General features: G+C 65.1%; 14 protein-coding genes and 1 pseudogene. 12 read left to right on the top strand and 3 right to left on the bottom strand.

The annotated features are described in order from the left end of the window. The first annotated feature begins 120 nt into the window (after positions 1-120). Complete coding sequence (locus AC1DSC_RS20410) at positions 121-1,761, top strand: SMP-30/gluconolactonase/LRE family protein (RefSeq protein WP_018905784.1); 1,641 nt, start codon at positions 121-123, stop codon at positions 1,759-1,761. Between the two features lie 30 nt (positions 1,762-1,791). Here the strand turns inward: AC1DSC_RS20410 and AC1DSC_RS20405 are convergent, their stop codons facing one another. Next, positions 1,792-2,448: a winged helix-turn-helix domain-containing protein gene (locus tag AC1DSC_RS20405; protein ID WP_230537876.1), complete on the bottom strand. Its 657-nt coding sequence runs from the start codon at positions 2,446-2,448 to the stop codon at positions 1,792-1,794. A gap of 150 nt (positions 2,449-2,598) precedes the next feature. On the opposite strand from AC1DSC_RS20405, the gene AC1DSC_RS20400 reads away from it, so the two are divergent. Beyond that, positions 2,599-2,988: a hypothetical protein gene (locus AC1DSC_RS20400; protein ID WP_018905786.1), complete on the top strand. Its 390-nt coding sequence runs from the start codon at positions 2,599-2,601 to the stop codon at positions 2,986-2,988. A gap of 81 nt (positions 2,989-3,069) precedes the next feature. Further along, positions 3,070-3,822: an alpha/beta fold hydrolase gene (locus AC1DSC_RS20395; RefSeq protein ID WP_018905787.1), complete on the top strand. Its 753-nt coding sequence runs from the start codon at positions 3,070-3,072 to the stop codon at positions 3,820-3,822. Here the strand turns inward: AC1DSC_RS20395 and AC1DSC_RS20390 are convergent. Next, positions 3,789-4,844, bottom strand: a complete 1,056-nt coding sequence (locus AC1DSC_RS20390; RefSeq protein WP_018905788.1) for an RNA methyltransferase — start codon at positions 4,842-4,844, stop codon at positions 3,789-3,791. The genes AC1DSC_RS20395 and AC1DSC_RS20390 overlap by 34 nt on opposite strands. Before the next feature lie 181 nt (positions 4,845-5,025). Beyond that, a pseudogene (locus tag AC1DSC_RS20385) lies at positions 5,026-5,303 on the bottom strand (helix-turn-helix domain-containing transcriptional regulator). 649 nt (positions 5,304-5,952) lie between these two features. On the opposite strand from AC1DSC_RS20385, the gene AC1DSC_RS20380 reads away from it, so the two are divergent. The 9 genes from AC1DSC_RS20380 to AC1DSC_RS20340 are packed head-to-tail and all read left to right on the top strand — an operon-like array spanning position 5,953 to position 13,799. Further along, on the top strand, positions 5,953-7,098 hold the full coding sequence (locus AC1DSC_RS20380) for an acyl-CoA dehydrogenase family protein (protein ID WP_026284150.1): 1,146 nt from the start codon (positions 5,953-5,955) through the stop codon (positions 7,096-7,098). A 9-nt stretch (positions 7,099-7,107) separates the two neighbouring features. Then, a complete protein-coding gene (locus AC1DSC_RS20375; RefSeq protein WP_436046310.1) occupies positions 7,108-8,643 on the top strand; it encodes an AMP-binding protein in 1,536 nt (511 codons plus the stop codon). Positions 8,644-8,653: 10 nt separating this feature from the next. Next, positions 8,654-9,445 (top strand): citryl-CoA lyase, encoded by a 792-nt coding sequence (locus AC1DSC_RS20370; protein WP_026284151.1) that lies wholly within the window; start codon positions 8,654-8,656, stop codon positions 9,443-9,445. Positions 9,446-9,455: 10 nt separating this feature from the next. Further along, a complete protein-coding gene (locus AC1DSC_RS20365) occupies positions 9,456-9,929 on the top strand; it encodes an acyl-CoA thioesterase (RefSeq protein WP_018905792.1) in 474 nt (157 codons plus the stop codon). Further along, on the top strand, positions 9,926-10,693 hold the full coding sequence (locus AC1DSC_RS20360; protein ID WP_018905793.1) for an enoyl-CoA hydratase/isomerase family protein: 768 nt from the start codon (positions 9,926-9,928) through the stop codon (positions 10,691-10,693). The genes AC1DSC_RS20365 and AC1DSC_RS20360 overlap by 4 nt, the downstream gene beginning before the upstream one ends. A gap of 27 nt (positions 10,694-10,720) precedes the next feature. Further along, positions 10,721-11,692 (top strand): Bug family tripartite tricarboxylate transporter substrate binding protein, encoded by a 972-nt coding sequence (locus tag AC1DSC_RS20355; protein ID WP_018905794.1) that lies wholly within the window; start codon positions 10,721-10,723, stop codon positions 11,690-11,692. A 16-nt stretch (positions 11,693-11,708) separates the two neighbouring features. Next, positions 11,709-12,458, top strand: a complete 750-nt coding sequence (locus AC1DSC_RS20350) for an electron transfer flavoprotein subunit beta/FixA family protein (RefSeq protein WP_018905795.1) — start codon at positions 11,709-11,711, stop codon at positions 12,456-12,458. Positions 12,459-12,460: 2 nt separating this feature from the next. Further along, positions 12,461-13,393, top strand: a complete 933-nt coding sequence (locus tag AC1DSC_RS20345; RefSeq protein WP_018905796.1) for an electron transfer flavoprotein subunit alpha/FixB family protein — start codon at positions 12,461-12,463, stop codon at positions 13,391-13,393. Positions 13,394-13,403: 10 nt separating this feature from the next. Continuing rightward, complete coding sequence (locus tag AC1DSC_RS20340) at positions 13,404-13,799, top strand: RidA family protein (protein ID WP_018905797.1); 396 nt, start codon at positions 13,404-13,406, stop codon at positions 13,797-13,799. The last annotated feature ends 142 nt before the right edge of the window (positions 13,800-13,941 follow it).

Here is a 13,941-nt window from a genome sequence, read left to right as displayed (position 1 = left end):
ACCACCGGAGCGATCTCCAAGGGAGACAGCACATCCCAACGTCCGGCGGCTGAAACGCACGACCAGGCATCCGATTCCGCGCGGCCGTCGACACCAGGTCTCGGCGTGCTGGAAAAGGCGATGAACCTGCTGAACATCGTGTCGGCACGCCGCACGCCGATGACCTTCACCGAACTGCTGCGCGCCTGCGACCTGCCCAAGGCCACGCTGCACCGCATCCTCGCGACGCTGGTGCGCGAAGGGCTGCTGCGGCACAACGCCTACGATAAGACTTTCCAGCTCGGGCTGCGCCTGCTCGAGCTGGCACACGACGTATGGAGCGAGTTCGATCTGCGCGTCGCGGCCCAGGACGAGCTCGCGCGGCTGCGCGATGCGCTGGGCGAGACCGTGGAACTCACGGTGCTCGATGGCCGGTGCGTGGTCATCCTGGCCAGCGAGCCGGGGGACGAGGCGTCGGGCGCACGCTCCGCGGTCGGGCAGCGCTTGCCGGTGCATGCGTCCGCGGCGGGCAAGGCGATTGCAGCGAACCTCGATTCCTCGGGCCAGCGGCGGCTGATCCAGGCGCTCGACCTGGAGCGCTTCACGCCGCGCACGATCGTGACGCCGACCGAGCTGCATGCCGAATTCGACCTGGTGCGCGCACGCGGCTATGCGATCGAGCAGGGCGAGCGCGCGCCGGATCGCGCGGCAGTGGCCGCGCCGATCTTCGACTACGAGGGCCGTCCGATCGGTGCCGTCGCCATCAGCACCGATGCGAGCCGGCTGGACGCGGCGCGCGCCCACACCCTGTCGTCCGCGCTGATGGGCGCCGCCCGCAGCATCACCCACAGCGCGGCGGGCAAGGCCATGTCCATTGCCACCCAGTCGCCGCCCGAAACCACCTCGTCCGTCGAAGTGCGCTGCGTGAGCGAAGTGCGTTCGCTGCTGGGCGAAGGACCGATGTGGTCGCCTCGCGACAATGCGCTCTACTGGGTCGACATCCTCACGCCCTCGGTGCACCGCTACGACGCCGCGACGGGCGTGGACACCGAGACGCCGCTCGGAACCATGGCGAGCCTGGTCGTGCCCAAGGCCAGCGGCGGCCTGCTGGTTGCAACGCCAGGGGGGATCATGGCGCTCGATCTCTCCACACGGCGGCTGACCGCCTTCTGCCACCCCGAAGCGGGCCGCACCAATGTTCGCTACAACGACGGCAAGTGCGACCGGCGCGGGCGGCTGTGGGTCGGTTCGATGGACATGGCCGCGGCGGCCAACCGGGGCCACCTGTTCTGCGTCGAGGCGAACGGCAGCTGGAAGCAGGTCGACACCGGGTTCACGGTGCCCAACGGCATTGGCTGGAGCCCCGACAACAAGACCATGTACGTCACCGACACGTACCGCCAGACCATCTACCGCTACGACTTCGACCTCGCCTGCGGAACCGTTGGCAACCGGCGCCCGCTGATCACCATCGCGGCCTCCGACGGCAAGCCCGACGGCCTGACGGTCGACGACCAGGGCTGCCTGTGGATCGCCCTCTGGGACGCCTGGCAGATCGCGCGCTTCTCGCCGGAAGGCCAGCTCATGCAGCGCCTGCGCGTGCCGGTTCCGCGTCCCACCAGCTGCTGCTTCGGGGGCGACAACCTGGACACGCTGTTTGTCACGAGTGCCTCCTTGCGCCTGAGCGAGGAGCAACTGGCGACCGCGCCGCTGTCCGGTTCGTTGTTCGCCATTCAGCTGCCGGATGCGCGGGGCTTGCCCGAGGCGGCATTCGCTGGTTGAAGTGCGCCGTGCGCCGTGCGCCGTGAAGCCTCAGCGTGATGGAAGCTTGCCCGGCGATCTGCGCCGCGGCCTGGGTGTCGACGCCATGTAGATCGCGAGGGCAATGCCAATCGCACTGACGCACAGCGGGGCAACGACCGAGAGCCATCGGCTCCGCTGCACCGGCGCCGCCGCTGCTTGCGGCCGGCGCGCGGGTGGATCTGCGCGATCGAGCTGCACGGGCAGCACCTCGGCGTCGAACATGTAGCCGCGCCGCGGCGATGTCGCAATCAATGTCGCGCCGTGATCGCCCAGGCGGCTGCGCAGTTCGCCGATGCAATGCACGAGCGAGTCGTGCGTGACCACCACGTCCGGCCACAGGCTGTCCATCAACTCCGTCTTGCCGATGAGGCGCTGGGGATTGGCGAGGAAGAAGCGCAGCAGCGCATCGGGCTTGGGGCTGAGCGGGATCAGCGTGCCACCCTGGCGAAGCTGGCCGCGTTCGAAGTCGAACTCGAAGCCCGCGAACTGAACCGCTGTTGCGACTCCGGCTCGGCCCCGCAAGCTTGCGGATGCGAGCGGATCTCGCTCATTGGCTGGTGGTTGCCGTTCGTACATGGACGCATCTCTCGAGATTGCCGCAGTGGCATTGAACACAGCGAACCGCTCGGAGATTCTGTTCCTGTTTGCTTCGCTCCGGAAGGCCATGAAGGCTTTTCTCTTCGCGAAATCATCGCCACATCTTCGCAGTTCGGTCCTGAAGAAGCTGCGTGCTTCACCTATCGTGGATGGGTGGCATTCGCCGCAGGTTCGGGGAGCTCATCGCGTAGGTACCCATGTGCTCGATCGGAGCGAATCATGCAAGTGCGAATCTTCTGCTCGATGTTCTTCAGCGCGATGGCGCTCTTCCCACCGATCGCCCACGTGACCGCAGCCGAGGAACGCGTCTACCTGGGCAAGGCCGAGATCGAGAGCGTGCTCATCGACAAGGGCATCGAGTCGAGGAACCGGTCGACGGGCATGGTGTCGCACTGGATCTTTCGGCCTGACGGCCGTGTCGAGTTCGCCAACAAGAGCGGACCGGGCAGCGCCTCGGGAACATGGGTGGTCCAGACCGACGGCTTGATGTGCGTCACGATGCTCACTCGAACCGGCTGCCGCTATTGGTTTCGCCAAGGCAGTACGTTCGCCAATGCGCTGGGCAAGGAGCCCGACTCGCCACTTGTTGCAGAGATCGCGTTCGAGTAGCCGAAGGTATCCGGCGCTGCACCCAAAGCCCGCAGAGGCAAGTATTCTTGCGCCGTCGCAGATGCGACGGAGGCAACGGACATGTACATCGAACAAGGCGGCGAAGGCCCGGACCTGCTCCTCTTGCTGCACGGAATGGGCGCGACGGGCGCGGTGTGGTCGCCCATGTGCGCCGAGGCCGGTGCCCGCTGGAGCGGCCGCTGGCTCGTGCCCGACCTGCCCGGCCACGGCCAGTCGGCCCGGCAGGACTCCTATGCCATCGGCCAGTACGCCGCCAGCGTGGCGCGCGCCGCGCTCCCGCACATCCGTCCCGAGGGCCGCTTCGTGGTGCTCGGGCATTCGCTCGGCGGAGTGATCGCGCTCGCGCTGGCCACGGGCTGGTTCGGCGTCGCGCCGCACTGGGTGTTCGCGGCCGGCATCAAGCTCGCGTGGAGCGACGACGAGCTGCGCCGCATGGAGGCGCTGGCGTCACAGCCCGCCAGGAAATTCGCCACCGAACAAGAAGCGTGGGACAGGTACCTCAAGGTCTGCGGCCTGGCCGGCATCGCCGATGCGGCGGCAGCCGTCGTTGCGCGGGGCATCGCGCGCGACGCCGACGGCTGGCGTCTTGCAATGGATCCCCGGGCCCATGCCGTGGGCAAGCCGCCGGTGCCCGAACTGGCGGCGCTCGCGCGCTGCCCTGTCCACCTTGCCCGCGGGCAACACGACGCGCTGGTCACGACGGCGCAGACCCGCGAGATCGACCCCGATGCGCGCGAGCTCGGGCCGCACGGCCACAACGTGATGGTCGAGGCCCCCGCTCAGGTCTGGGATTGGGTGGCCTCGCTCAGCTGAGCGAAGCGAATCGGCACCACCCTTGCTTCGGCCGCGCGCGCCCGCAGCTGGCCGCAGCCGCCGTCGACATCCTGCCCGGCCGAATGGCGCAGCTTGGTCAGGATGCCGCGCTGGTGCAGCGTGCGCGCCATCTGTTCGCAGCGCCCCAGCGAGGGGCGGCTGAAGGCCACGCCCTCCACGGCGTTGAAGGGGATCATGTTCAGCACGCCGAACTTGCCGGAGAGCAGCCTCACGATGCCTTCGATCTCCTCCGGCCCGTCATTGATGCCTTCCAGCAGCGTCCACTGGTACTGGATCGGGTAGCCGGTGGTCCGGGCGTAGCGCTCGCCTGCGTCGACCAGTTCCTCGGGCGTCATGTTCGGCGCGCGCGGCAGCAGCTTCTTGCGCAGGTCGGCCTTGGTGGTGTGCAAGGAGAGCGCGAGCGCGGGCCTGACACGCGCCTGCTGCAGCCTTTCGAACGCGCGCGGATCGCCCACGGTCGAGAACACCAGGTTCTTGTGGCCGATGTTGCCCACCGTGCCGAGCAGCTCGATCGCCTCCATCACGTTGTCCAGGTTGTGGGCCGGTTCGCCCATGCCCATGAACACCACCTTGCGCACCGGCCGGCGCATGCGCGCGAGGGCGACCTGCGCAATGATCTCGGCGCTGCCGACCTGGCGCAGCAACCCGTCGCGCCCCGTCATGCAGAACTGGCACTCGACCGCGCAGCCCACCTGCGACGAGACGCACAGGCCATCCCGCGGCAGCAGCACGCTCTCCACCGTCTGGCCGTCCGCCAGCGCGACCAGCAGCCGCTCGGAACCATCGGCGCCGGGATGCACCGCGTGGATGCGCGCCAGGCCTGCAAGCTCCGCTTCGATGGCGGGCAGGGCCGCCAGCAGCGACGACGGAAAGAAGCTCGCCGGCAGGCGTCGGCCGCTGTTGCGGGGCAGTGCGTGGGACCACAGCCGCAGGATGCGCTGCTCGTGGCTGGGGCCTGCACCGGCTTCCCGCAGTCGTTGTTTCAGTTCGTGGATTCGCATGCGTGGGTCATTTTGGTGCCGCCTCGTCCCGGCCGTGTCTCAGCCGCATTTTTGGAAGCGCCTGCATTCGGCGGCCGTCGGGATGTCAATGTGTTCTCCGCGTCGTGAAGGAAATGAGGCAGCCTGCGATTTTGCCAAGACGGTTCGCCGACCCCGTCCACCTTGGGGCGACAAGACGCGCTCAGGTGGCGTGTGCCGACGCAGCCAGCGGCTGGACTGCCAGCCGCAACCCCATTGCCTTCAGAATGGCCGACGAGCTGCTGAGCGCCGGATTCCCCTTCGGAGCAAGCGTCCGATAAAGCTGTGTCGGGTTCAGGTGGGCCTGCTCGGAACAGCCTGAACCCCACCCAAAGCTTGCGCCTTCTGCCGCAACATGATCAGCAACTCGGCCGGGTCGCCGTCTTCGAGGATTGCGTTGATGACTTCGAGCGCGAACGCAGGATCGTTGTTCTTTGCCATTAATGTCCGAGACAGCGCATTAAAGTCAGAGACGGCGCATCGTTGTCTGAGACAAGCACGCCACTGATCGGAAGCGGATGCTAGTTCCGCGTCGGGGATGGGGCTTCCGCGCAAAGCGCGTCGGCGAACACGGAAAAAGAAGTTCGCGCTGGGAGCGGTCGTTCACCGTCCCTGATGGCTTAACCAAAGAACCAATGGGGCGAGATTCCTCTTGTTAAGCCTTGCGCCGCCGCTCGGCTATAGCGATCCGCGTCGGGGCGGAATTTGCTTGTGTGCTTCACATGCGGGACAGTCGTTGTTCTCGACGTGCACGCGAGCGCAGGTTTCATAGCCGCCAGCCGGTTCGAGCAGGAATAAAACTAAACGGCATTCGAACAGCACTTGAACTCGGCGCATGTTTCGAACTGGCTGGCAGGGTCGTCGGCGTGGCTTGCCGCCCCGATGGTGGTTAGCCACTACGCATTGCACAACGCCGCCTGACTTTCCGAGGACGCGGGCCTGCCCAGGCGGCAGCTCCCTCGGCGGTCCAAGGGGGCAATCGCAGGTCCCGCAGCCGTGCGCAGTCGGGATTGCGGCGCCCCTGATTCGAGCTTCTTGCATTCCTCGAAAAAACCTCCTAAACTTCTTCGAAATCGTTTTCGAGAAAGCCATGGAACAAACCTCTGACACCGAACTCTCCTTGATTCGTGAGACAGCTAGACGATTCGTGAGACAGCGTCTCGTCCCGCTTGAGCAGCAGATCGAAAACGATGATGATGTTAGCCTCGATCTGCTCGCGCAGCTCCGAAGCGAGGTCGCGGCATTGGGCTTATATGGGTTCAACTTGCCGGACAGCGTCGGTGGGCCTGGATTACCGGCCGCGGCAAAGGTCGCCATCTTGGAGGAGTTGACCTACACGTCCGTTCCGCTCAGCGAGGTTTTTGGGCATTTGCCTCTGCAGCTGAGTCAGGTCAGCAGCGCGCAACGTGAATCGTTTCTGCCGGACGTTCTTTCCGGCAAGAAGACCATCACCTATGCGTTGACGGAGCCCAATGCCGGCTCTGACCTCGGGGGACTGCGGACCCGTGCAGTGAAGGTTGATGGCGGCTGGGTACTGACGGGCAGCAAGCACTTCATCTCCCACGCCGAAACCGCGGACTACATCATCGTCCTGGCGGTGACGAATCCGGACGCGCCATTGAAGTCGAAGCTCGGAACGTTCATCGTGCGCAGCGGCAATCCGGGCGTGGTCGGCATGACCCGATACAAAAAGATGGGGTGGCGCGGCTACCACCTCAACGGCTTCTCGCTCGAGGAGTGCTTCGTGCCCGATGCCGACGTGCTCGGCGCGCCCGATGAAGGCTTCCTCGGGATGATGCAGTCGATTAACCAGGACCGCCTGCTGTCGGCGAGCCGCTCGCTCGGGCTGTCGAGCCGGGCGCAGCAGATGGCGTGCGAATACGCAGTCGAGCGCAAGGCGTTCGGTGCGAGCCTGTCGCAGCACCAGGCGATCCAATTCATGATCGCGGACAACGACGTCGAGTTGGAGGCCACACGCCTCTTGATCCGCAGTGCGGCCGATGCCATCGAGACGGAGGACCCGCAGGCGCGCATCGCGGCATCGCGCGCCAAGCTCTATGCGAGCGAGATGGGTTGCCGCGTCACCGACCGGGTGCTGCAGATTTTCGGCGCCATGGGCTACATGTGCGAACTGCCCGTCGAACGCTTCTACCGCGACGCGCGCGCTTTCCGCATCGGCGAAGGTACCTCCGAGATGCAGCGCCTGCAGATTGCCCGCGCGGCGCTGGCTGGATGAGGAGCGGTCATGGCCTTTGACATTCTCGACCAACACTCCACGGAATTGCCCGCGTTCCACGCCGCCGGGCAGACGGCCACGCGGGCCGAACTGAAGATGGCGGGGCAGTGCGCCGCCACGTTCCTGCAGCAGTTGGGGCTACGTCGCGGCGACACTGTGGCCGTCTGGATTCCCGATGGCGCGATCTGGCTGCAGCTGCTGTTTGGCGCTGCGCAGCTCGGGGTGCTGATGGTTCCGGTCAGCACGCGGCTCAAGCTGTCGGAGGCGCAGCACATTGTCGGCACTGCCGCGGCGCGCGTACTCGTCGTTCCCGAGAAGTTTCTGGACTTCGACTACGCGGGTGCAGGACGGGCTATGCAGGCTTCGCTTACCGCACTCGCTCATGTGATCGAGGTGCCTGCGGAAGGCGGCTTCCAATGGCTGGCTTGCGAGCCGCATCGCGAATTTGCCGGCCGGGATGCCGATGCGCTGTGCACCTTCAGCACCTCCGGCACCACGGGCAAGCCCAAATTGGCGGTGCATACCCAGGGCGGCCTCGCCGCGCATGCTCGCAACGCAGGCCAGGTGACGGAGATCCGTCCCGGCGACGCGATGCTCTGCGCGCTGCCGCTGTATGGCGTGCTCGGTTTCGTCTCGGCCGTGGCGGCGCTCGCGGCCGGAGGCACCTGCGTGTTCCTTCCGGTCTTCAAGGCGGACGCCGCCGCGGCGGCCATCGAGCGTCACGGGGTAACGCACTTCTACGCATCCGACGGCATGTTCGACATGGTCTTCGGCGCGCAGGGCCACTCATTTGCGACCTGGCGCCGCGGCGGCTTCGCCGAGTTCGCCGGCCTCGGCGCCAAAGTCATCGATGGGGCCTGGGGCCGTTGGGGTCTGCGGTTGAGCGGCATCTACGGCATGTCGGAATGCCTGGCCTTGATGGCCATTCGGGACACGACCGGCGACGCTCGCGAGCGCGGTATGGCCGGCGGCACGCCGATCTCGCCGGAGATGCGCTTTCGCATCGTCGATCCGGGCACCGGCCTGCCCAAGGAAGACGGCGAGCAGGGCGAGCTGCAACTGCGTGGCTACAACGTCATGAAGGGCTACCTGAACAACGCCGCTTCCACGGCCGATGCGTTCACTTCCGACGGCTGGCTCAAGACCGGCGATCTCGCCTATGCGAAGGGCAACGAGTTCTTCTACCTCGCGCGGCTCAAGGACAGCCTCCGCCTGAAGGGCTACCTGGTCGATCCCACGGAGGTCGAGGACTTTCTCTGCAGCCACCCCGGCGTCGAGGCCGCGCAGGTCGTGGGCGTCCACCAGGACGGCGAGGGAGACGTGGCCGTGGCTTTTGTGCGACCGTCGGCGCAGCCCGCTGCGGAGTCGGAATTGCTCGCCTACTGCAAGGGCGGCATCGCGGGCTTCAAGGTCCCGCGGCGCATCGTGCCGATCGACGAGTTCCCGCAATCGAGCGGGCCCAACGGGGTCAAGATTTTGAAGAACGTCCTGCGCGAGATGGCGAAGCCACATCTCGAATCCTCGCCCTCCTCAACAGCTCAATAGAAAGACGTCCATGAAAAATGGTGAAGTGAAATCGGACATCGCATGGGCCAGCCCGACCCAGGTGGTGGTGCACGGCCTGGACCTGTGCGAAGAGATCGTCGGCAAGGTGGACTTCGGACAGATGGCGTTCCTGCAGCTGTTCGCGCGACTTCCAGACGAGCGCGAACTTCGCATGTTCAACGCGATGATGGTGATCCTGGTCGAGCATGGCATCACGCCTTCGTCGCTCGCCACTCGCATGACTTATTGCGGCGCACCGGAGTCGGTGCAGGCCGCAGTCGCGGCAGGCTTGCTTGGCCTGGGCTCGGTATTCGTGGGCTCGCTCGATAACGCTGCCCGACTGCTGCAGGAGTCCCTGCCAGATGGCGGCAAGGGCGGCGATGAAATCGACGTGGAAGCCAAGGCCCGTGAAATCGTCACGGGTTATCGGGCTCGCAAGGAAATCTTGCCGGGCATTGGCCATCCGTTCCACAAGCCAATCGATCCGCGCACGCCGGCGCTCTTCAAGGTCGCGAAGGAGACCGGGTACTACGGCCCGTATGTGCGGCTCATGGAAGCGCTTGGCATCGAAGCCACGCGTCAGGCCAATCGCCCGCTTCCGGTCAACGTGACCGGCGCGATGGCGGCGGTCGCCTCCGAGATGGGCATCCCATGGAAGATCTGCCGCGGCCTCGCGGTGTCAGCGCGCGCTGTCGGCCTGGTCGGTCACATCCTCGAGGAGATGCGCCAGCCGATGGCGGAAACGCTCTACCTGCGCGTCGAGCACGAGGCGACGGCGCACATGCATCCCTCGAACGCCTGAGAAGCAGCAGATGACTGCCCAGGCCATCACAGAAGCGCCCCGAAGAATGGCTGCGCCGGTGCGCGGCGACTTCCGCTTCTGGACGCACGAGAAGCTGCGCAACGCGGACACCGACCAGTTCCGCCACGTGAACAACGCGGTGATTTCCACGCTCTTCGAAGCGGCCCGCATGGAAATCTTCTCACCCCCTGCGATTCGCGAGTTGATGGACGGCGGCAATCTTGCCATCGCGAGGTTGCTGGTCGAGTTTCGCAAAGAGGTTCACTTTCCTGGACACGTGGACATCGGCAGCACCGTGGTAGCCGTTGGCAAGACCTCAGTACGTATCGCCCAGGGTTTGTTCGCTGCGAACGGAGAAGGCTGCCATGCATCAGCAGAGGCAATCTGCGTCATCGTGAACCCGAAGACAGGCGTGCCTTGCCCCATCGGGGTTGAGCTGCGAAGACATCTGCTTGCTGGTGCGACTGAAGGAGCAAGCGCATGAAGCCCACCGACAAGGTCCTGTTCGAGTTGCGCGGTCACACAGCGCTGCTCACGCTGAACGACCCAGGCCGGCGCAACGCGTTGTCGCGTGACATCGTGCGCGGCTTCTTTCAAGGCCTGGACCGCAGCCTGGAGGCGCGCGCCCGCGCCATCGTCGTGGCTGCGAATGGCCCCGCATTCTGTGCTGGCGCGAACATCGACGATCTGCGCGATGGCTGGATGGAAGGCAAGGATCCGAGCGAAGACCCGGCGCTGATGTTCAAGCGGCTCTCGGAACTTGATCGTCCCGTGATTGCCGCCATCCAAGGCCCCGCGCTCGGCGGCGGCATGGAGCTCGTGCTCGCCTGCGACCTGGCCGTGGCGAGCGACGCCGCGTGGTTTGCGATGCCCGAGCTTGGGCACGGTGTGATTCCGAACACCGCGCTGGCGCTCCTGCCGCGCGTGGTGGGCCAGCGGCGGGCGCTGGACCTGATCCTTTCCCGCAGGCGCATTCCGGCCGCTGAGGCTTTGAGCCTTGGCCTGGTCAATCGCTTGGTGTCCTCTGGCGATGTAGCCGAAGAAGCCCTGGAACTCGTGCGGGCCGTCGTGGAGACATCGCCTCCCGGCGCCCTTGCGGCCGTCAAGGCCAACCTTCGCGCGCATGCGCCCATTGCATGGGACAGGGTGCTTTCCTCGCCAAAGGATGTGCCGAAGAGCGAGTGGCAAGAAGGGCTGGATGCGTTTACCGAGCGTCGCGCAGCTTCGTTCGAACGCTTCTGGAATTAGTCAATCTCATCAATCAAAGGAACAGTCATGAAGCAATTCATTTCCCTTGCTATCGCGCTGGCAGTTTCGTTTTTCTCTCTTCCTACGCACTCGGCGGACAGCTTCCCTTCGAAGCCCGTTCGCATCATCGTGCCGTACTCTGCCGGCGGCCCGGTCGACATCATCACGCGTGGCTTGGGCGCCCGACTCAACGACGTGTGGAAGGTCGCCACCATCGTCGACAACAGGCCCGGTGCCAACGAGATCATCGGGGCTACGGAGCTCTCTCACGCAACGCCCGACGGCTACACCCTGCTGATGGCGACCGACTCGGCCTTTTCTCAGAACCAGTATCTCTATAAGAAGCTGTCCTACGACCCGGATGCGATGGTCCCCGTCACCCGCCTCGCACTGGCGAACCTTGTGCTGTTCGTGCCGAGCGACTTCCCAGCCTCGAACATGCGCGAGTTCATCGCCTACGCGCGTGCGAATCCGCAGCGCGTCAACTATGGCTCGGCGGGTATCGGCAACATCACGCACCTTTCCATGGCCTACGTCGAGAAGACCTACGGATTGAAGATGACGCACGTGCCGTACAAGGGACTGGCGCCGGTCATCCAGGACATGCTGGCTTCGCAGGTGCAGGTCGCGTTCGGTGTCCCTTCCGCGGTGGAGCCATTCCTGCGGTCCGGCAAGCTGAAAGCGCTGGGCATCTCGGGCGCGCAGCGGGCCAAGCTGCTGCCCACGGTCCCGACGTTCACCGAGAGCGGGTATCCAGACATCGAGTCGAACTTGAACATGGGCCTGTTCGCGCCGCGCGGCACCAATGCCGAAGTGGTCAATGCCATCGCGGGATCGGTGCGAAAGATTCTCCTGGAGCCGGCGTTCAGAAAGACCTACATCGATGACGTCGCGTTCGAGGTGGCTGCAAGCACGCCCGAAGAATTCGCCGCCTTCATCGCAAAGGACAAGCCTCGCCAGAAGGTGAGGATCGAAATGTCCGGCGCCAAGTTCGATTGACGGAAAGGCGAGCTTCATGAAGATCCTTGTCGCCGTCAAACGCGTGGTCGACTACAACGTGAAGGTCCGGGTGAAATCGGACCACACGGGCGTGGACATCGCCAACGTGAAGATGAGCATGAACCCCTTCGACGAAATCGCGGTCGAAGAGGCTGTGCGCTTGAAGGAAAAGGGTGCGGCTACCGAGATCGTTGCCGTCTCCTGCGGGCCGGCGCGGTGCGAGGAAACGCTGCGCACGGCCATGGCCATCGGTGCGGATCGCGGCATCCTTGTCGAAACGACCGAAGAGCTTCAGCCTCTGGCGGTAGCCAAGCTGCTCAAGGCCCTGGTGGACAGAGAGCAGCCCGGTCTTGTGATTCTGGGCAAGCAGGCGATTGACGATGACTGCAATCAGACCGGCCAGATGCTCGCCGCGCTGGCGGACCTGCCGCAGGCCACTTTCGCCTCCAAGGTCGAAGTCGCCGAAGGCAAGGCCACGGTCACGCGCGAAGTCGACGGCGGCCTGGAAACCATCTCGGTCAGCTTGCCCGCCGTCGTCACCACCGACCTTCGCCTGAACGAGCCGCGCTACGTGACGCTGCCCAACATCATGAAGGCCAAGAAGAAGCCGCTCGAGACCGTGAAGCCCGAGGACCTTGGCGTCGCACTCACGTCGTACCTGACGACCCTCAAGGTCACCGAACCCGCGAAGCGCTCGGCTGGTATCAAAGTGCCCGACGTTGCCGCGCTGGTGCAAAAACTCAAGACCGAAGCCAAGGTGATCTAAACATGACCGCTCTCGTCATTGCCGAGCACGACAACGCCCGCCTCAAGGGGACGACCCTCAATACCGTGACCGCGGCGCTCGCCTGCGGCAGCGATGTGCACATCCTCGTCGCGGGGCACAACGCGAGCGATGCCGCCGAGGCCGCGGCAGGCATCGTGGGCGTGGCCAAGGTGATCCGCGCCGACAGTGAGGCCTTCGCGCATGGCCTGGCCGAGAATGTCGCCGCGCAAGTTGTGGCGCTGGCCGGCGACTACAGCCATATCCTGTTTCCGGCGACGGCCAGCGGGAAGAACATCGCGCCTCGGGTCGCAGCGGTGCTGGATGCGGGTCAGATCTCGGAGGTGACCAAGATCCACGGCGCCGACACCTTCGAACGCCCGATCTACGCGGGCAACGCCATTGCGACAGTGCAGAGCCTGACCGAGAAGAACGTGATCACCGTGCGCACCACCGGCTTCGATCCGGCAGCGGCCACCGGCGGCAGTGCAGCCATCGAGCAGATCGCTACCGTACCCGCCAGCAGCAAAAGCACCTTCGTGAGCGCCGAACTCGTCAAGAGTGACCGGCCGGAGTTGACTGCGGCCAAGATCATCGTGTCCGGCGGAAGAGCACTGGGCAGCAGCGAGAAGTTCATCGCGATCATGACGCCACTGGCCGACAAGCTGGGCGCGGCCATTGGCGCGAGCCGTGCTGCGGTGGACGCGGGCTACGCTGCGAACGACCTGCAGGTGGGCCAGACCGGCAAGATCGTGGCACCGCAGCTTTACATCGCAGCAGGGATTTCCGGCGCGATCCAGCATCTGGCGGGCATGAAGGATTCCAAGGTGATCGTGGCGATCAACAAAGACCCGGAGGCCCCGATTTTCTCCGTCGCCGACTACGGACTGGAAGCGGATCTGTTCACGGCCGTGCCGGAACTGACCAAGGCGCTGTAGGAATTCGGAGATGTGCGCCAACAAGGTAACCCCGATCAACCCTGCTGACCTTGCGCAACCGGGCGGTCATTACTCGCATGGAACCGTCGCCAACGGATTCGTCTTTGTTTCCGGCCAACTCCCCATCACGTCGGCAGGAGAAAAGCTCGTCGATGCGAGTTTTGCGGCACAGGCTCGGCAGGTCCTGGAGAACGTCGGGGCCGTCCTGAAAGCCTGCGGCAGCGGGATCGCCAATCTGGTTCAGGTTCGTGTCTATATCGACGGCATGGACAACTGGCCCGAGTTCAACAGGATCTACGCCGAGTGGGCGGGAAACAGCCAGCCTAGCCGGGCGGTGGTACCGACCAGCCAACTCCACTATGGACTCAAGGTGGAAGTCGAAGCCGTGGCGCTGCAGGGTTCCTGAAAAGTCCCGGTCGCGGACATTCGCCATCCTTGGCTGCGGCCGGACTGGTAAGACGCGGCATACCGGCTTCTCCGGTTTCCCAAACACCTCGGCTCCCTGGAGCCCTCCCTCCGCGCTTCAAGCGCAAAGAACAAGGAACAGA

The organism is Variovorax sp. 01N425, assembly GCF_056399465.1.
The sequence above is the reverse complement of the archived record's forward strand: the minus strand, read 5'-3'. Positions and strand labels throughout refer to the sequence as shown.